The sequence below is a fragment of the Pantoea sp. EA-12 genome (assembly GCF_030053355.1).
GTDB lineage: Bacteria > Pseudomonadota > Gammaproteobacteria > Enterobacterales > Enterobacteriaceae > Pantoea > Pantoea vagans_C.
The window spans coordinates 182,664-200,886 of the sequence record NZ_JASGBY010000003.1; the positions used below are offsets into that span (position 1 = coordinate 182,664).

General features: G+C 54.5%; 14 protein-coding genes. 1 reads left to right on the forward strand and 13 read right to left on the reverse strand.

Features of this window, described 5'->3' with window-relative positions:
* Positions 1-82: 82 nt before the first annotated feature.
* The 5 genes from dnaJ to tal all read right to left on the reverse strand — a co-directional run bounded on the left by dnaJ (position 83) and on the right by tal (position 6,705).
* The gene (dnaJ, locus tag QMZ30_RS06075) at positions 83-1,228 is read right to left on the reverse strand and encodes a molecular chaperone DnaJ (RefSeq protein ID WP_283226717.1); all 1,146 of its coding nucleotides are present in this window, start codon (positions 1,226-1,228) and stop codon (positions 83-85) included.
* 104 nt (positions 1,229-1,332) lie between these two features.
* On the reverse strand, positions 1,333-3,243 hold the full coding sequence (gene dnaK / locus QMZ30_RS06080) for a molecular chaperone DnaK (RefSeq protein ID WP_039329423.1): 1,911 nt from the start codon (positions 3,241-3,243) through the stop codon (positions 1,333-1,335).
* 248 nt (positions 3,244-3,491) lie between these two features.
* On the reverse strand, positions 3,492-4,802 hold the full coding sequence (locus tag QMZ30_RS06085; protein WP_283226718.1) for an MFS transporter: 1,311 nt from the start codon (positions 4,800-4,802) through the stop codon (positions 3,492-3,494).
* 238 nt (positions 4,803-5,040) lie between these two features.
* A complete protein-coding gene (mog, locus tag QMZ30_RS06090) occupies positions 5,041-5,628 on the reverse strand; it encodes a molybdopterin adenylyltransferase (RefSeq protein ID WP_283226719.1) in 588 nt (195 codons plus the stop codon).
* Between the two features lie 123 nt (positions 5,629-5,751).
* The gene (tal, locus tag QMZ30_RS06095) at positions 5,752-6,705 is read right to left on the reverse strand and encodes a transaldolase (protein ID WP_282996052.1); all 954 of its coding nucleotides are present in this window, start codon (positions 6,703-6,705) and stop codon (positions 5,752-5,754) included.
* Positions 6,706-6,918: 213 nt separating this feature from the next.
* Here tal and yaaA point away from each other — a divergent pair, with 213 nt between their 5' ends.
* Positions 6,919-7,692 carry a peroxide stress protein YaaA gene (yaaA, locus tag QMZ30_RS06100; RefSeq protein ID WP_283226720.1) on the forward strand — a complete coding sequence of 258 codons (774 nt, stop codon included), beginning with the start codon at positions 6,919-6,921 and terminating at the stop codon, positions 7,690-7,692.
* Between the two features lie 59 nt (positions 7,693-7,751).
* On the opposite strand, the gene tssE is transcribed toward yaaA, so the two are convergent.
* From tssE to QMZ30_RS06140, 8 genes are all read right to left on the reverse strand, one after another.
* Positions 7,752-8,177 (reverse strand): type VI secretion system baseplate subunit TssE, encoded by a 426-nt coding sequence (gene tssE, locus QMZ30_RS06105; RefSeq protein ID WP_182059038.1) that lies wholly within the window; start codon positions 8,175-8,177, stop codon positions 7,752-7,754.
* 2 nt (positions 8,178-8,179) lie between these two features.
* Complete coding sequence (gene tssJ / locus QMZ30_RS06110) at positions 8,180-8,704, reverse strand: type VI secretion system lipoprotein TssJ (RefSeq protein WP_283226721.1); 525 nt, start codon at positions 8,702-8,704, stop codon at positions 8,180-8,182.
* Complete coding sequence (gene tssG / locus QMZ30_RS06115) at positions 8,685-9,764, reverse strand: type VI secretion system baseplate subunit TssG (protein ID WP_283226722.1); 1,080 nt, start codon at positions 9,762-9,764, stop codon at positions 8,685-8,687. Before tssG ends, tssJ begins: the two co-directional genes overlap by 20 nt.
* Entirely contained in the window at positions 9,728-11,497 is a 1,770-nt protein-coding gene (gene tssF, locus QMZ30_RS06120) for a type VI secretion system baseplate subunit TssF (protein ID WP_283226723.1), read from the reverse strand. Before tssF ends, tssG begins: the two co-directional genes overlap by 37 nt.
* 33 nt (positions 11,498-11,530) lie before the next feature.
* A complete protein-coding gene (gene tssA / locus QMZ30_RS06125; protein WP_283226853.1) occupies positions 11,531-13,123 on the reverse strand; it encodes a type VI secretion system protein TssA in 1,593 nt (530 codons plus the stop codon).
* A 73-nt stretch (positions 13,124-13,196) separates the two neighbouring features.
* A complete protein-coding gene (locus QMZ30_RS06130; RefSeq protein WP_502921466.1) occupies positions 13,197-13,598 on the reverse strand; it encodes a DUF3592 domain-containing protein in 402 nt (133 codons plus the stop codon).
* A 171-nt stretch (positions 13,599-13,769) separates the two neighbouring features.
* Positions 13,770-16,847 (reverse strand): ImcF-related family protein, encoded by a 3,078-nt coding sequence (locus QMZ30_RS06135; protein WP_283226724.1) that lies wholly within the window; start codon positions 16,845-16,847, stop codon positions 13,770-13,772.
* 150 nt (positions 16,848-16,997) lie between these two features.
* Entirely contained in the window at positions 16,998-18,185 is a 1,188-nt protein-coding gene (locus tag QMZ30_RS06140; RefSeq protein ID WP_283226725.1) for a KPHS_23130 family T6SS system protein, read from the reverse strand.
* Positions 18,186-18,223: the final 38 nt, after the last annotated feature.

Below are 18,223 nucleotides of genomic sequence, written 5' to 3' on the forward strand. Positions count from 1 at the left end.
TCGGAAAAATCGATCTATTAACTAGCAGGCATAAAAAAAGCGGAGAGTCTCCTCTCCGCTTGATTGTGAACCACTAAACCGATTAACGGGTCAGATCGTCAAAGAACTTTTTCACACCGTCGAAGAAGCTCTTGGAGCGTGGGCTGTTTTTCTCACCCGTTGGGCCACCGAAACTCTCTTCCAGTTCACGCAACAGCGCTTTCTGTTTGTCGTTGAGGCTAACCGGAGTTTCCACCACTACACGACACAGCAAGTCACCCACCGCACCGCCACGCACCGATTTCACGCCTTTACCGCGCATACGGAACAGCTTGCCAGTTTGAGTTTCCGACGGCACTTTCAGCTTCACACGGCCATCCAGGGTCGGCACTTCAATCTCACCACCCAGCGCGGCCATGGCAAAGTTGATTGGCACTTCGCAGTACAGGTTATTATCTTCACGCTCGAAGATCGGGTGTTTCTTCACCGACACCTGAACGTAGAGATCGCCTGCTGGCGCACCGTGCTCTCCGGCTTCACCTTCACCGCTCAGACGAATACGGTCACCGGTGTCAACGCCCGCCGGAATTTTCACCGACAAGGTTTTCTGGCGCTCCACGCGGCCATGGCCGTGACAAGCGTTGCAAGGATCTTTGATTACAGAGCCACGACCGTGACAGGTCGGACACGCCTGCTGTACGGTGAAGAAGCCCTGGCGCATCTGCACCTGGCCCGCACCATGACAGGTCGAACAGGTCTGTGGCTGTGTACCCGCTTTGGCACCGCTGCCGTGGCAAACGTCGCACTCTTCCAGAGTTGGAATGCGGATCTCTTTGGTCACGCCGCGTACCGCTTCTTCCAGCGACAGCTCTATGTTGTAGCGTAAATCGGCGCCACGGGCAGCACGCTGACGGCGTCCACCACCAAAAATATCGCCAAATACGTCGCCAAAGATATCGCTAAAATCAGCACCGCCGCCGCCGAAACCACCGCCACCAAATCCACCGCCGCCCATGCCACCTTGTTCAAAGGCTGCATGACCATACTGGTCATAGGCCGCACGCTTTTGCGCATCGGTCAGGATCTCGTAGGCTTCTTTGATCTCTTTAAACTTCGCTTCGGCTTCTTTATTGTCCGGATTGCGATCCGGATGGTATTTCATCGCCAGGCGCTTATAGGCCTTTTTGATTTCACGCTCATCTGCGGATTTAGAGACGCCTAAGATCTCGTATAAATCACTCTTAGCCATATTTGTTCTGCCCTTAACATGATCGCACGGGCGTGGAGAGATCTCCTACGCCCGTGCTGGTTTCAACGACTGTCAGGCCAGCCGTTGTGCCCGGTCAGGGGCAATTATTTTTTGTCTTTAACTTCTTCGAATTCAGCATCGACAACATCGTCATCTTTCTTCGCTGAAGCGTCGCCCGCATCTGCTGCGCCCGCCTGGCCTTGCTGCTGTGCCAGTTCCATCAGTTTGCTTGAAACTTCCATCAGTGCCTGCATTTTGGCTTCGATGTCTGCTTTGTCTTCGCCTTTCAGCGCGGTGTTCAGCTCGGTCAGTGCAGACTCGATCGGTGCTTTGTCTTCAGCAGACAGTTTGTCACCGGCTTCATCCAACTGCTTACGGGTGCTGTGAGCAATCTGGTCACCCTGGTTACGGGTCTGTACCAGCTCTTCGAACTTACGGTCAGACTCGGCGTTAGCTTCCGCGTCACGCACCATTTTTTCGATCTCTTCTTCGTTCAGACCTGAAGAAGCTTTGATGGTGATCTTCTGCTCTTTACCGCTGTTTTTGTCTTTCGCAGACACGTGCAGGATACCATCGGCATCGATATCGAAGGTGACTTCGATCTGCGGCATACCGCGCGGTGCAGCCTGAATACCGTCGAGGTTGAACTGGCCCAGTGATTTGTTATCACCCGAACGCTTACGCTCACCCTGCAGCACGTGAATGGTCACGGCAGACTGGTTATCTTCAGCAGTTGAGAACACCTGGCTGTGCTTGGTTGGGATAGTGGTGTTCTTGCTGATCAGCGCCGTCATCACGCCGCCCATGGTTTCGATACCCAGTGACAGTGGGGTAACGTCCAGCAACAGAACATCTTTCACTTCACCCGCCAACACGCCACCCTGAACCGCAGCACCAACAGCCACCGCTTCATCTGGGTTCACGTCTTTACGTGGCTCTTTACCAAAGAACTCGGTCACTTTGGCCTGAACCATTGGCATACGTGTCTGACCACCGACGAGGATCACGTCGTTAATGTCAGAAACAGACAGACCTGCATCCTGCAGCGCAACTTTCAGTGGCTCAATAGAACGGGTCACCAGATCTTCAACCAGTGATTCCAGTTTCGCACGAGTCACTTTGATGTTCAGGTGCTTAGGTCCGGTCGCGTCTGCAGTGATGTACGGCAGGTTGACGTCGGTCTGCTGTGCAGAAGACAGTTCAATTTTCGCTTTCTCAGCGGCTTCTTTCAGACGCTGCATCGCCAGTGGATCGTTGTGCAGATCGATACCCTGGTCTTTCTTGAATTCTGCCACCAGGTAGTTGATCAGACGGCTGTCGAAGTCTTCACCACCGAGGTGAGTATCACCATTGGTTGCCAGTACTTCGAAGGTCTTTTCACCATCCACTTCATCGATTTCGATGATAGAGATATCGAAAGTACCGCCGCCCAGGTCGTATACCGCGATAGTGCGGTTGCCCTGGCCTTTATCCAGACCATAAGCCAGTGCCGCTGCGGTTGGTTCGTTGATAATACGTTTTACGTCCAGACCCGCGATACGGCCGGCATCTTTGGTTGCCTGACGCTGTGCATCGTTGAAGTAAGCTGGAACAGTGATAACCGCTTCGGTTACCGCTTCACCGAGGAAATCTTCCGCGGTTTTCTTCATTTTTTTCAGCACTTCTGCAGAGATCTGCGGCGGTGCCATTTTCTGGCCTTTCACGTCCAGCCATGCGTCACCGTTATCAGAACCGATGATTTTGTACGGCATGATTTTGATATCACGCTGCACTTCTTCGTCCTGGAAACGACGGCCAATCAGGCGTTTGATGGCGAACAGGGTGTTCTGCGGGTTAGTCACCGCCTGACGTTTAGCCGGCTGACCAACCAGAGTTTCGCCATCCTGTGTATATGCAATGATTGACGGTGTGGTGCGATCGCCTTCGGCGTTTTCAAGCACACGTGCTTTACCACCATCCATAACCGCAACACATGAGTTGGTTGTACCCAAGTCAATACCAATAATCTTACCCATCTAAACGTCTCCCACTTAAATTCTTGTCAATTTGCGTTGTTAGCAGAGATGCGGCCAAACTGGCTTTTTTCAACTGCTCTGTCTGGCATTTTTTTGCTGCCTGACATCACTCGATGACAACTAAATGGGGCCGCTTCAGAGCGCATCAAGGGTTAAAACTAAAAAAATTTTCAATCTCTGACAAATTAGCGGCGAAGGGGGGAATTTTGTGGGTTTGCGCGGCCCCTGCTGGCGCCGCGCAACGAAAACTACGATGAGTGCAGTGAAACATCCAGCCGAGCATTTGCCTGACGGCTGTCACGCCATAACCAGATGCCGACCAGCAAGCCAATAAGCGCCAGTGCCAGCACGTACCAGGCGGGCGCCATCGGCGTCAGCTGCATCATTAGCGTCACACTGATGGGCGTGAGTCCGCCGAAAATCGCGTAGGCCACATTGTAGGAGAAGGAGATGCCGGTGAAACGCACCGCCGCCGGGAAGGCTTTCACCATCACAAACGGCACCACACCCACCACGCCAACGCTTAATCCCGCCAGGCCATACCAGGTGAACAACATCTCGGGTGAACCGCCGAGTTGATGGAAGAAGTTCCAGCTGAAGAACGCCAACAGCAGCGAACCGGCAATCAACGTTCGCGCCGCGCCGAAGCGGTCCACCAGCCAACCGGCCATCACACAGCCTAACAGCAGCATAATGGTGGCGAAGCTGTTGGCCTGTAAGCTCAGCGCCGCCGGAATGCCATGCTGCTTCTGCATCAGCGTTGGCGCCATCAGAATCACCACCACAATGCAGGCTGAAAGCAGCCAGGTCAGCAGCATGGAAATGACAATGCTGCGCTTGTGGCTGGCGAGGATAGTGTGCAGCGGCAGCTTTTCAGACAACGCCTTGCGCTGCTGCATTTGCTGGAAAACCGGCGTTTCATGCAGCCAGCGACGCAGATACATCGCCAGTAGACCGAACAGACCACCGAGGAAGAACGGGATGCGCCAGCCGTGATCGCGAATCGCTGCGGGCGCGAGCGTGGTATTCAATACCGTCGCCACCAGCGAGCCAAGCAAAATACCTGCCGTTAACCCCGCCGTCAGCGTGCCGCAGGCAAAGCCGATGCGCTTTTCTGGCACATGCTCTGCCACAAACACCCATGCGCCAGGCACTTCGCCACCGATGGCTGCGCCTTGCAGCACGCGCATCAGCAGCATCAGCAAAGGAGCCGCAATACCGATGCTGTCATAAGTTGGCAATGCGCCCATCGCCAGGGTTGGCAGCGCCATCAGCAGAATACTCAGGCTGAACATCTTCTTACGCCCGACTTTGTCACCAAAGTGGGCCATGATAATGCCACCCAGCGGACGCGCCAGATAACCGGCGGCGAAGATGGCAAACGTCTGCACCTGACGCAGCCATTCCGGGATGTCCGCCGGAAAGAACAGCTCGCCAATCACAGCAGCAAAGAAAACGAAAATGATGAAATCGTAGAATTCCAGCGCCCCGCCAAGGGCAGCCAGCGACAGGGTTTTGTAATCCTGTCCGTTTAGTCGACGTGTGGTGTGTGCGTCCATAATAGTACGGTATCCAGAGGCAAAGTTACTTTATACCCTTCGTACTTCAAACCGCAGGTGCGTTGGCTGCCTTCATTCACCCCAGTCACATACTGGTGTATGCTCCCGGGGATTCGTTCAGTTGCCGCCTTCCTGCAATTCGAAGTACTTAGGGTATAGTTGTAAAGCTGGAGTTACTATACCGTCAATATTTTGCCACACCAGTTCCGCTAGATTTTATACCTGAAAAGCGTGATCTTCAGACGTTTGTCTCACGACGTGCGCTTTTAGGGCGAAATGCTGCTACCACTAGCGGATCGGTTTCCACATAAGGCCCTTCCAGCAACTGTAAACAATAAGGTACAGCCGCGAAAATACCCGGTACTTTCACCGCACCCTCTTCCGTTTTTAATCCTTCCAGCGTCTCTTTAATGGATTTTGGTTGGCCCGGCAGGTTAAGGATCAACGACTGTTTGCGGATCACCCCCACCTGGCGTGAAAGAATAGCAGTCGGCACAAACTGCAGGCTGATTTGGCGCATCTGCTCGCCGAAGCCCGGCATTTCACGGTCGGCGACCGCCAGAGTGGCATCAGGGGTCACATCACGGCGCGCCGGTCCGGTTCCGCCGGTGGTCAGCACCAGATTGCAAAATAGCTCATCGACCAGTTCACAGATCGCCTGCTCAATCATCGGCTGCTCATCTGGCACCAGGCGAGTTTCGATTTCAAACGGTGTGGTCAACGCGGCAGCAAGCCAGCTTTCCAGTGCCGGGATGCCCTGATCCTGATAAATGCCGTTAGCAGCACGGTCGGAAACGGAGATTAATCCAATACGTAAAGTATCCATTGAGTTATCGCTGTGGTTGACCGCAAGGCGGCAAATAAAGGGGGATGCAAAGAGGATAATACAAAGCGGAGGCGAGGGAAAAGCGCAAAACCGTGGCGACTGGTGCCGCCACGGCCAATCACCTTACAGCAGTTCGGCGATCATCTTCTCAAGTTTGCCCTGGTCGATGGCAAAGTTGCGGATACCTTCAGCCAGTTTGGTCACGGCCATTGGATCCTGGTTGTGCTGCCAGAAGAACTCCGCTTCGGTCATTTTCGCTGGACGCGCTTTGACTTCGCCGGTGTAGCTCAGTTTGCGCTCGACCGCACCTTCGCTCTCTGCCAACTCTTTCAGCAGGTTTGGTGAGATGGTCAGACGGTCACAACCGGCCAGCTCAATGATCTCGCCGACGTTACGGAAGCTGGCACCCATTACCACGGTTTCATAACCGTGCTGCTTGTAGTAGCTGTAAATTTCAGAAACAGAGACCACGCCTGGATCTTCGTGCGCAGCGTACTCTTTCTTGTCGGTGTTCTGCTTGTACCAGTCAAGGATACGGCCCACGAATGGTGAGATCAGGAACACGCCCGCTTCTGCACATGCACGCGCCTGCGCGAAGGAGAACAGCAGGGTCAGGTTACAGTTGATGCCTTCTTTTTCCAGCTGCTCAGCAGCACGGATGCCCTGCCAGGTTGAAGCCAGTTTGATCAGGATACGGTCGTTGCTGATGCCCGCATCGTTGTACAGTTTGATCAGGCTACGTGCCTTAGCGATGCTCGCTTCGGTGTCGTAAGAGAGACGTGCGTCAACTTCAGTAGAAATACGGCCTGGGATCAGTTTCAGAATTTCCAGACCAATGTTAACGGCCAGCTTGTCAGAAACCAGTGCCAGCTGCTCTTCTTTGTTGCTGCTCTGCTGACGTGCCCAGCTAATGGCTTCGTCAATCAGTTTGCGGTATTCAGGGATTTGAGCGGCGTTGAGGATCAAAGAAGGGTTGGTGGTCGCATCTTGCGGCTGATAGAGCTTCATCGCCGCGATATCACCGGTGTCGGCGACCACAGTAGTCAGCTGACGCAAGGAAGTAAGTTTGTCCGTCATGGTTCTCTTTCTCTTAGGTTGACTGTCAGGGTGTAAAAGGCTGTTGGGATAATATCACGCACAAATCAGTGCGCAACATCACGAAGTGCCTCATTACGATAGCGCCGACAAATGGGAGTGATTTGCCGATCCGTGCAGCTTTTTTGCTACACTCGTCGCAACTTAATTCCCACCAATCCCCTGTAAACAGGCGGGTCAACAAGGACAAACACGATGCTGATGGTTATCTCGCCAGCGAAGACACTGGATTTTGAAAGCCCGCTGGCGACACAGCGCTTTACGCAGTCAACCCTGTTAGAAAAATCACAACAGCTGATCGATGTTGCGCGCGATCTCTCACCCGCGCAGATCAGTTCACTGATGGGCATCAGCGATAAACTGGCGCATCTGAATGCCGATCGCTTCAACCAGTGGCAGCCGCCCTTCACGCTCGACAATGCACGTCAGGCGATTCTGGCGTTTAAAGGTGACGTCTACACCGGTTTGCAGGCAGAGACGTTCAGTGAAGCCGATTTCGATTTCGCTCAGCAGCACCTGCGCATGCTGTCTGGTTTATACGGCGTGCTGCGTCCGCTGGATTTGATGCAGCCTTACCGTCTGGAAATGGGCATTAAACTGGCCAACCCGGCAGCGAAAGATCTCTACGGTTTCTGGGGCGATCTGTTAACAGAAAAGCTGAATGACGCGATGGCGGAGCAAGGCGATGAGGTGCTGATCAACCTGGCGTCCGATGAGTACTTCAAAGCGGTGAAGCCGAAGCAGCTTAACGGTGAGTTGATCAAGCCGGTGTTCCTCGATGAGAAGAACGGCAAGTTTAAGGTGATCAGTTTCTACGCCAAGAAAGCGCGTGGCCTGATGAGCCGCTACGTGATTCAGAACCGCCTGAGCAAGCCCGAGCAGCTGAAAGAGTTTGATGTGGATGGTTATTTCTTTGCGGCGGATGAGAGCAAGGGTAACGAGTTGGTGTTTAAGCGCCACGAATCATAGCACTGTAGGGTGCGCATTGATGCGCACCTGGAAACCAAGTCGCCCCTGTGGCGCTTGCCTTAGCGCAGATGACCTTTCTGCCGCAGATGGCGCACCAGCACGCGACCTTCGGGCATAAACTCGGTGCCAAAACGCACCAATCCCACCTGCTTTAACTCCGCTTCTAACGTATAGCGCAGATGGCCCGGCGTGCGCTGTTCCATTAAGGTCAGCTGGACCTCCTTAAGTCGTGGCTCATATTTCAGCAGCGTGTAGCGCAGGATCGCCATCAGCCGATGCGCGGTGGCGGGCAATCCCTGCAAAATCACACTCATATCCGGCAAACCATAATCGGGCAGATGCGCCAGCGATCCGGCGCGACTGTTGAGAATGCGCTGCATATTATCCAGCACCGACAGGATCACCTGCTCCCGCTCATCCACCTGGTTCAGATCCAGCTCCCCCTCAAAGTTGAAGGAGAGCATTTCATACAGCGAAGGATTCATCGCTATTCCTTGTGCTTCAGCGCTAAATCGCCATTGCCTAGCACGATCACCCGCGCATCATCGGCGTCGAGATCGTCACGATCCAGCACTAAACGCCAGCTGTTCTTTTGCAAATCAGGCGAGCGGAACAAACCGACCACCGCCACGTATTTGGCCTCTTTATCCATCGGTACATCCAGTGACACGCTGCCACCCGGCATCACGGTGACATCACGTTGTGCCAGCAGGTCGCCTTTCAACGCGCTATCCGCCTGGGTTAACAACGTCTGATAATCGGCTTTATCGAACGCCTGACGATCCTTCAGCTGATAGACCCGCAACAGCGTGGCGAGCGGCACATCACCTTCATCGCTGTTAACGCCGGTGCGCGTGGTGAAATCGAGATGCAGCGTGGTGATCTTCTTATAGAAGATGGACCGCGTCATTGAAGCCGTGCCTTCGGAAACGCTCTGCGTTAAACCACAACCACTAAGCAGTGCCGCGCCCAGTATCGTGACTGCCGCGAATTTAAAATTGATAACCGCCATCAATGGCCTCTCGTTGAACAGGATTAGGAGTCAGTCCCTGGTAGACATCCAGGTTTATCGTGATGTTGTCTGGCAGCGATGCCGGCTTGCGTTTGGCGCTAAAGCCCAGAATCGCGCTGCGCCCCAACTGCACATGGTGACGCTGCAGCCGGGCATCGGGCAGCACGCTGTGCGGTAATGTCAGCTGGAGTTTGGCGCTGCAACGCCAGCCCAGGTAAACCCGCAGTAGCACCAGCAGGTCGCTGTGTAGTTGACCGCCAGGTTGCCAGCCGCGTGCCTCTTCGGCATCAGCGGTATAGAGCTTGAGCAACAGCTGGCTGTTGGCATCGACGCCAACTTTGCCCAGCACCTGGCGCTGTGACAGTAAGGTGCGCTGCTGCGGATTAAAGCTGGCGGGTTGCGCCAGCGGCACCGATTGTGGCCAGTGAGCGATCACCCTCGCGCGCGTATGTGGGGCCAGCAGCGTCACCAGCGACTGCACACCTTCTGCAGTACGTGTTGGCAATCGCATGGTGCTGAGGAGCGCAAGAAAGCGCGACATGGGCGTGGCGATCTTGCGGGCCGATCCCGGAATGCCGAGGCCGATCAATCCGAGCAAACACTGTGAGGTGGCATCGCTGCCACCCGCTTCGTAGCTGGCGGGATAAGAGTATTTACGCCAAATGCGATAAAACTGCGTCAGCATGCGGTGGTTAAAAATATCCAGAAAGCCTTCAATGGCCTGATGCCCTTCGCGGCGCTGGGCAATGTCATCGAGATAGCGTGTGGGCAGTGGCGAGTCCACGCCGTATAAGCCCAGGAAGGTGGTGCGCACCGAAGGCAACTGATCGGGGGTTTCTCCCCACTCGACGCGCTTCATCTCACTGCTGGGAAAACCCATGCCTGGATGCGGCCGAAAACGCAGCGGATCGTCAGCAGGCGATGATGTCGATCCCAGTGGCGCAGCACCCGCATTGGCATTTTCCACCAGCTGACAGAAGCGATAGAAATTGGTTTTGTGGATCACTGGCGCGATCCGCGCAATCACCCCGGAATGCGCTGGCTGTGATTCTCTTTCCATCGCAGGCATCGTCCTCCCGGTTGCAATATCAAGGTCAACTGATTGAAAAGATGGATATCCGCGTAACGTGCAAAGAACTGATTCAGCATCTCGCCAAACAAGCAGATATCACCCTCGCCGCTGAAGCCATCACTGTTGAGGGTCACTTCAATATCCACGCCGCGCAGTAAGAAACCCTGCTCAAAGCGCTGAATCAGATGATGTTTCACCTCCACAATGGCTTCCAGACGACGGCGGTTCATCTCGCTGTCGGTCCAGTCATACAGCGCCAGTGTGCCGCGCAGCACCTCGGCGTTATCCATCATGCTGAGAAAGTTCGAGCCCAGATGGCTCAGGATGCGCCAGTGAAAACGATCTTCTGCCGGTGGGTAACAAGGCAGCGTCGGCGCGCAGAGATTTTGCACCCGCAGCGGCACCTGGGTGGTTTGCAACGCGGTGTCGAGTAAGGTGCTGCGCAGCGCTTTGCGCGGTAACTGGCCGTTGGTGCCGGTGATACGCAGCGACAGGGTTTCGCCCGCCTGCTGCTTGTCATCCTCAAACGCGTCGCCTCCGAGAATGATCCAGGTATCGTGCAGACCGGATGGCCCGCGTCGGACGCGTGTGTGGAAATAACGCTCGGGTGCATTGTGCCGTAGCATCCCGCCACGATGGCGGAAGCTGGTGAAAGGCACATACTCCTGCTCGTTGGCACGTTTGGAGGATCGCACGGAATCCACCGAATAAATTTCGGTGTGCCCATCCTGCACACGCAGTGGCCGCAGCAAGTACTCGTTTTCCAGCCCGGTGATGGTGAGCGGATCGGCATCCATCGTGAACAGATTGACCACAGGTACACAGTGCAGGCGGAAGCTGTCACGGTTAAACGGCAGGTCATATTGCCAGTGCTCACTCAACACAATATCGATTTCAAACCAGGGTAATGAGGCGGGTAGCAGCACCTGTTCGAGGCCATTAAGCGCCACAAACATAAACTTTTCGCGGAAGGTGAAGTACTCCAACAGCAGCTGGTAGCCGCTAAATGCGGTGTCGCTTTTCGGCCACAGACAGTCTTCTGAGGCAAAACCCTTTGGCGAAAAATATCCGTCCAGTCGACGGCGATCCGGCACTGGCTGTCCGGGATAGCGCAGATAAATCGCGTGGGTTTGTCGGGTTAACGCCAGGTGCAATGCAGAAGCGACTGGCGTATCGGCATTGAGATAGAGTGGCAAAGCGCTCAAATCCACTTCTCGCCAGTCGGCTAAAGCACTGCAATCAAAGCGCAGACGGATCATCGAACGTCCATCTGCCTCGGTTTGGAGTGAGGCATCACTCAGCGTCAGCGGATTGAGGGTCATGGGCTGCGTGGTGCGATAACGACAACGCGTCCCTTTGCTGCCCACCGGTTGCGACATCACTTCAAAGCCGCTGTCGAGGGTTTCACTGACTTTCATCGCCCGGTGCTGCGGCGCCAGTTCGACAATTGATAGCGACGGAATGGTACGCAGATAGTGCGGCCACAACAGGCTGACCAACCCTTCGGTGAGTTCTGGCAGGTCATCATCCAGCTTCTCTCTCAGCCGGCCCATTAAAAAGGCAAAACCTTCAAACAGACGTTCCACGTAAGGGTCGCGGTCACCCACTTTGTCCAGATTGAGCATCGCAGCACGATCGGGATGCGCTTGGGCAAACTCGTGTGCGGCCTCTTTCAGATAACGCATTTCCGCTTCGTAATAGCGCAGCGTTAAGTCATCCATGTAAACCTCATTGGTTCATTGGTTCTTGTCGTATCAGGTGTTAAACAGCACCGCCGCTTGCACCGGGTCGATGGCGACCAGGCCCGCCAGCAGTGCGTCGATTTGTCTTGATAGCGCGGCTTTATCTCCTTCGCTGCGTTGCAGTTTCAGGCGCAGCAGCTTTAGCAGACGTGCTTTCACCTCAAACAGCAGCGTGGGTTCCCACTGATCCAGACGCAGCGACTGATCGCCCCGGTCCAGTTCGCTCAGCAGATGCTGTGCCATATCATTTTTGCCGCATGACTCCGCCACGCGCGCCATCAGCAAGCGCTGCAACCAGCGCTCCCGACGGGTGCTGACCTCCGGCGCGTCACTGATCCAACGCAGCGCCGCATCCAGGCCATCGCTATCAGCGCGGGTCAGAGCCTCCTCTTCCAGCGCGGTGATGTCATAACCTGCGCCGCTGCTGACCACACGCGTTTCCGGCTGCCAGCGCGGCTGATTACCCTGCACGTGCTGGGCAATCCACTGGCGCGTGGTGTCATCCGCGAAGGCGGTGCCATCGTTGAAGCGCTGGTTTTCCAGCTCGGGTAACCGTTCGAGGAACATGCCGAGGTCGCGTTTGGCGATTTCCGCCCACTGCGAATAGGGATGGCCTGATTTACTCAGCGCCTGATTGGCATACCAGTGCAGATCCAGCCAAAAGTGATTCACGCCTTCGATAAACATGCGTTCCACCTGCTCCAGCAACTCCATCCAACTCTGTTGCAGATGCAAGCGTTTAAGCTGGGCGCGGAGTTCGGTACGCGGCGGGATCAGGCGTGTATTGCCGCTGCTATCCTGTGCCGGAAGCTGATGCACCGTATCCCAGCGCACGCTGCGCATCATGCGCGAACTGGCTAGCCAGCCCTGAGGTTGGTCGCGCAGGTAGCGGGTCAGTTCTCGCGCCTGATCGAGCAGATCACGGCCCGACTGAATCCGGGTCACGGCAACCGGCGCACTCTGTACTGCCGCCGTCGATGACTCTGCGCTGGGTGTACCCTGTGGGCTTTGTTGGCTGGCACCGCCCGCCAGTTGCAGACGGGTTTCCAGCATTTTGACCAGCCCATCCAGATCGGGCTGATGGGTTGCCTCCCACGTGGCAAACTGGCTGTTGAGCAGACCGAGTGCGGCGATGGCTTGTTCGATTGCTTCGCGATTGGCCTCTGGAAACAGCGAAAGGCTGTCCTGGACTTTGCTCCCCGCCAACCACTCCAGCGCGGCCTTACGGCTTTTGCCTCTGGTGGGCAACAGCTGCTCACCAAAGTTTGCCACCAGCCCGGACAGCAGCGTGATACCTGCCGCCAGCCCGGCATCGCCCTCCTGATGTAATCTCGCCCAGCAGTAATAGGTGGCGACACGGACATCCTTGCACTGCTGCGTCAGCTGTTTTTCCGCCAGTTGCGCGATCAGTGCGGTATCCACGCCAGAGAGTTTATTAACCTCTTCGCGCATCAGCTGGAAATCATCCTCATAGGAAGGGTCTTCACCAACGGGAGAGGATGCGCTAATGGGTTGCAGCCACGGCTGCCACGCTGCAAGCTGCTGTTGCGCCTGTTGATCGGCATCGCGCTGCCCGAAGCAGCGTTGAATCAGTTTTTGTAACATCATGATGGTGTTTAATCTGAAGAGGTGAATAGCGGTTCGAGGACCGTAGCATTCGTGCAAAGAATGAATGCGATTATAAAGACGCCTTACTGTCAGGATTGGGCGCGCTGATAGAGTGACGCGTAGCCAGCATCACTCTGACCAGAAACACAATCAGCAACAGCAAGCCTGCCAGCATCACTAACTCGCCGGAAAACGACAGCATCCGCGCATTTTCAGGGTGTTGTGGATCATAGTAGAGGGTGACATGATTACCGCGTTGAACGCTGACGAGCCAACTGTTAGCACTCGTTTTGACGCGCCGGAGCTGACCATCTGCCGAGTGATATTCCACAATTGGGATGCGAGTGACGCGCTCGGAGCCAAAGTAACAGACGCCATTTTCGCAAGAGTAGTCACCGTCGCTTTTTGTCTTCCAACGCGTCCTTTCAATGTAATCGACAATCACACCTTCGGTTTTCTGCCAGTACATCATTTGGTGCCATGAGTGCCAAAGCCCCCTCACGCCAAAAAAGCCGAAAAACAGGATACCTGTCAGTGCGCCAAAAAAGATCCCGCGCATAATGCGCAGGTCTATACGCTGCTCACGCTGCTTTCGCTTTAGCCACTTATGGCGAACACGTTTTCGTGTGGATTTGTTCATGGATTACAAAAATATCTGCTGAGGTAATCGGAATCCTTTCAGCGCCAGCAGCGCTAACGGGCCGGAGCCGGCTTCAGTGCGAAGAATGTAGTTCAGCGGCAGGCCATCCTGTGCGGCGAAGGTCAACTGATAGCGGCTGCTATCAAGTTGCTTCACCGTGGCGCGATCCAGCAAGCGAATCAGCCCCCAGCTTCCCTGATAATCGGCATACTGGCGACTTCCGGCGTTGACACTCGACCAGTTCAGCAATACGCCAGGCTTATAGACATTGCCCGGCCAGCTCACCGCGCTCCAGCTCTCCATCTGGTTAAAATACTTGATGTCTTGTCCATCGATGGTGATGTCGGTCTGCACCACATTGCGTGAAGGGCGTGCCATCAGCTCAAATCGCATTCCTGCGTCACCGCTGGCAAACAGAATGTCGGAAAGCGCACTGAGTTGGTTGACTGCTTTCAGGAAGTCCGGGTTGATTTGCATGCCCTGGCTGTTGATGGCATCCGGCATCCACTGGTTACCTTCTTTGTGCAACACACCGCTCAACCGCGATTTGATAAAGGCATCGATACGCCCGGTGTCACTGCGCAGGTATTTCGCCAACAGCGGCAGAGAGGCATCACTTTGGGTGGCATTAAACGGATAGCGCCCGGCAAAAGACTTCTCCCACTCACTGACAATCGATTGCTGCCACTGGCTATTCAGACTTTCCGAAGTCGGTGACAGCACCTGCTGCCAGGCCTGCTCCAGCGGACGCACAAAGACATTGTCACCAAAGCCATTCCACTCCTGACCAAGGCTGGCTGACATCAGACTGCCGTAATCACGGGTGTCCGCCAAATCCCCCGATTTCCCCTGAAACACGCTTTGAGCAAGTGACTGCGCCATGGCCTGCGGATCGGCTGCGTTGGTGATCTGCTGCAGTTTCAGACGCACACGATTCACTCGCGTCATAAAGGTTTGCAGGCTGAGGTTATTGTTGCCCTGCCCGCCCGCATCGCCCTTGCTGAGCGCAAACAGCGGTCCAAACGTGGCTGCCAACGGTTCTGGCAACGTGGTGGGCGCTTTGCCTGCGGCGTCATCGGCGCTAAACAGTGTCTTATTGTCAGGAGCCAGCGCTTCACCCGCTCTTGCCTGGTACTGCACGGTGCTCATCAATGCCACCAGTGGGGACTGGCGCGCATCGGTCATCAATGTCATCTGATCAATGGCATCCGCGAGGTTCTCCGCACTGTTCCAACGTAGGCTGTTGAGGAAATGCTGCCATGCATCCGCGTAATCGGTGAAGTAGCGCTGAGTGAGTCTCGCTTGTAGCGCCTGAGGCGACAAATCATCCGCTGCTGTTGCGCTGTTATCACTCAGCACCCAATCGAAGGCTTCCCGACGCTGATCCACCCGTTTGGCAATAGCAGCCTTCACTTGTTGATCCCAGGCCTGGCGCGTAAACACCCCCGGTACGACGTCATCGGTGGTGAACAGTGAAGCGGCATCAGTATCACCTACCATCTGGTTCAGGGTCATGTCGCTAAAGGCAGGAACGAGCTGGTGCATCATCTGCTGATATAGCTTGTCTTCCAGGCTACGTGCTGCGGTGGTGCGTAATAAGGTGCGACGCGCGGCGCTAATTTGACTGGCATCTGGCGTGATACGCCACGCCGGATGTTGCGGCAGATTTTGTGCATAGAAGCCATATAACGCCGGTGCGCTGCTGCGCCACAATCCTGCATCAACTTCTGCACGTTCAGGCCAACTGCTCAATAAGGTCTTGCTGAGAAATGCCGCATCACTCTTTTCTGGATGCGCCATCATCAGTAACGCTTTGAGATGGTTGTAATCATTGCGGCTAGCCACTTTTGGCATCGCGGCAAGTTGCTGCTCAAGATGAGATGCGGTGGCATCGCGCATCAACTCATTATTACTGCGCGCATACCATGGCCAGAGCGCGGCCAGTTGTTGGCGACTGCTATCAAGGCCAAAGCGTTGATACCAGGGTGCGCCCTGCGCGGCTTGATATTGCAAACGGGCAATCTGCTGCTGTAGTGCCAGCTGATGCAAAATATGTTGGTCCAACGAAGAATGAGGCTTCACCGCAGCCTGAGCCAGCAACTGACTGCTGTTTATTTGATGGCGATTGGTGAGATAAGCGCCCAGTGTGCCTGCGCCCCATAGCGCCGCTAAACTGATCACACCCCACTGTGCGGTTTTTTCCCACGCGACACCTAATCGACGAGCACTGCGATGAGGCACATCCGCCAGCAGGCTCTGCCAGCTGCCATCGGCTAACCAACTATGAGCCGCCAGTGTGTGAGGAGTGGTTTGTGGCAGACTGAACATCACGCCTGCCAGTGGCAAGCTGTGTGGCCCTGCCAGCAACGGCTGCAAGCTTTGTTTCAAACGCTGTGCACCGCTGCTCGCTAATTGCTGCGCCAGACGCAGCAGAAAATCGTGGCTGTTATTCTGCATGATCTGCTGCATGCCTTGGCGGCTAAGTTGCGGCGTCAAAGCCTGCAGCCCCTCACCCAGTGATTCCGGCGATGCATTGTGAGCCAGTAAACACCCTACCGGCTGGGTCATGCGTGCATCCTGCTGCCAATGGCTCTGCTGCACCTCCCACAGATAGAGCGGTAATTGCCAACCCAGGGCGCGATAGTGCTGGTGTAACTGTCGGCATACCGCATCAACCTGTGCCGACTGGCGTGCCAGCTGATCGTCACTCACCCAGATCAACGCATCCAGCGGCTGACGACGCAGCTTGCGCAGCGCGGCAATCTTGTCACTATCTGGTGCTGCTGTGGCGCTACCGCCCCAAATCAGCACATTGCCCTCGCCCTCCAGCCACTGCTGCTGGACCAGCCCCGGCAACAGCTGTTCTACATGCTGGCTTTCGCCCAACACCATCAGCAGTTGCACACGACGTCCCCAGTTACGGCCATAGCGGTATCGAAGGTGTTGTTGCAGTTCACTCAGCGTTCCTGTTGGTCGCACATCTTCTGGAGCACGATCAGGTGTAAAGCGGTTAAAAAAATCGAGGGAAGCCAGGCGAGACAAACCGAAGAGATTTAAACCATCTGCAATAATGATCAGCAAACATATTACCAACAGCCCGAGGCTAGCTTTAATTCTTTGGTTATCGTCGGTCAACGACACGAGCGGATTAGCCATCCAAATGGCGCAGCCACCAACAACTAACAAACACAAAATTAAAATCCATGTGCTTAGGCGTCTTATCTTCATTTTTTATCCCTGCTGATATTCGCGTATTACACCGCTATGAGCCGTTTTATCCTGGAGCATGACCAATTGGGGTTGATGAGTTGCATTAAATTGCTCACTAGCACAGATCAGCAACATGTTGCCTGCTGCAGCTAGTGGCTTACCTAATGAACGATCGAGATGGTGAGTATTTTTTTCATTAATTAAATATCCTGCCTGATTCAGCCTCACCACCGCATCGACTTCCGCTTCTTGAGATAGCTGGCTTAACCAGACAAAGAAGGGCTGCTGTTGGCTGATATGACCCCACAATAGCGATTCAGGCAAAGCATCCTCTGACTGTTGCCAACGATTAGGTCGATGAATGGCAGCGACAGGTTTCAGGTGCTGAGGCTGTTTAATGTGAGGTAATGCGATTAATGCTGCACTCACCACCTCGCTGCTTTCGGCCACGGGCGAGAGCTGCAGCTCAATTTCAATCGATAACACCAGCGAAGCGCTAATACCGCCGTCCAGCCAGTCGTCGATCCACATCAAACCGTCGCCCTGGTGGTCAATCACAACCTCACTAAAAGGCAACTGGAGTTGGTTCAGTGTTCGGCCCACAAATGCACGCATTGCCATATCGCCCACCGTTTCGTTATGCCTGACACGCACGTAACAAGGCTCAGTGAAACGTTGAGCATCAAGGGAGGCTAAGACCTGTTTTAGGTGCAGTGTTAACTGCTCACCGTAGTAATGCGAGTCATCCGTTGTCACTGAGGGTGCGAATAAACGAACACTTAATGGTTTACCTAAAGCCTCTATAAAGGCTGGCTTTAATTCAGGCAGTTGAGTTGACAGCAATTTCACTATGTTATGGTTCGCCAGCGGCGTATGGTATGAAGTGTCGAGTAATAAAACCGGTTGTTGACCATGATTAATTAAAGCGGCCTCAGTGGCATTACGAACTCCATTCCACTGCTCAGCATATTCCCTTTGATTCTCATAGCGACGTAATCGCAGGATAAAAATAATGACGCCAATTACCAATGGAGCAAAAATTATAAATATTTTTAACTGAGGCGAAAGCGATGATAATAAACTAGGGTGATATCTTTGCACCCATCCTATCAATAGTGTAATCAGTAACGGGAGTACAACTCCCTTTTTTTGCTTTGGCCTTAGGGGTATCGGCTTGGGTTCAGGCAACTCATTGAGATTCACAGGCATAATAGTATCTAATTTTTAGCACCGGGTAGCGAGTAGGA

Bases quoted from the DNA above. Each gene is read 5' to 3' on its own strand.
- dnaJ (WP_283226717.1), bottom strand. From the start codon at position 1,228: ATGGCTAAGAGTGATTTATACGAGATCTTAGGCGTCTCTAAATCCGCA.
- dnaK (WP_039329423.1), bottom strand. From the start codon at position 3,243: ATGGGTAAGATTATTGGTATTGACTTGGGTACAACCAACTCATGTGTT.
- QMZ30_RS06085 (WP_283226718.1), bottom strand. From the start codon at position 4,802: ATGGACGCACACACCACACGTCGACTAAACGGACAGGATTACAAAACC.
- mog (WP_283226719.1), bottom strand. From the start codon at position 5,628: ATGGATACTTTACGTATTGGATTAATCTCCGTTTCCGACCGTGCTGCT.
- tal (WP_282996052.1), bottom strand. From the start codon at position 6,705: ATGACGGACAAACTTACTTCCTTGCGTCAGCTGACTACTGTGGTCGCC.
- yaaA (WP_283226720.1), top strand. From the start codon at position 6,919: ATGCTGATGGTTATCTCGCCAGCGAAGACACTGGATTTTGAAAGCCCG.
- tssE (WP_182059038.1), bottom strand. From the start codon at position 8,177: ATGAATCCTTCGCTGTATGAAATGCTCTCCTTCAACTTTGAGGGGGAG.
- tssJ (WP_283226721.1), bottom strand. From the start codon at position 8,704: ATGGCGGTTATCAATTTTAAATTCGCGGCAGTCACGATACTGGGCGCG.
- tssG (WP_283226722.1), bottom strand. From the start codon at position 9,764: ATGGAAAGAGAATCACAGCCAGCGCATTCCGGGGTGATTGCGCGGATC.
- tssF (WP_283226723.1), bottom strand. From the start codon at position 11,497: ATGGATGACTTAACGCTGCGCTATTACGAAGCGGAAATGCGTTATCTG.
- tssA (WP_283226853.1), bottom strand. From the start codon at position 13,123: ATGTTACAAAAACTGATTCAACGCTGCTTCGGGCAGCGCGATGCCGAT.
- QMZ30_RS06130 (WP_502921466.1), bottom strand. From the start codon at position 13,598: ATGATGTACTGGCAGAAAACCGAAGGTGTGATTGTCGATTACATTGAA.
- QMZ30_RS06140 (WP_283226725.1), bottom strand. From the start codon at position 18,185: ATGCCTGTGAATCTCAATGAGTTGCCTGAACCCAAGCCGATACCCCTA.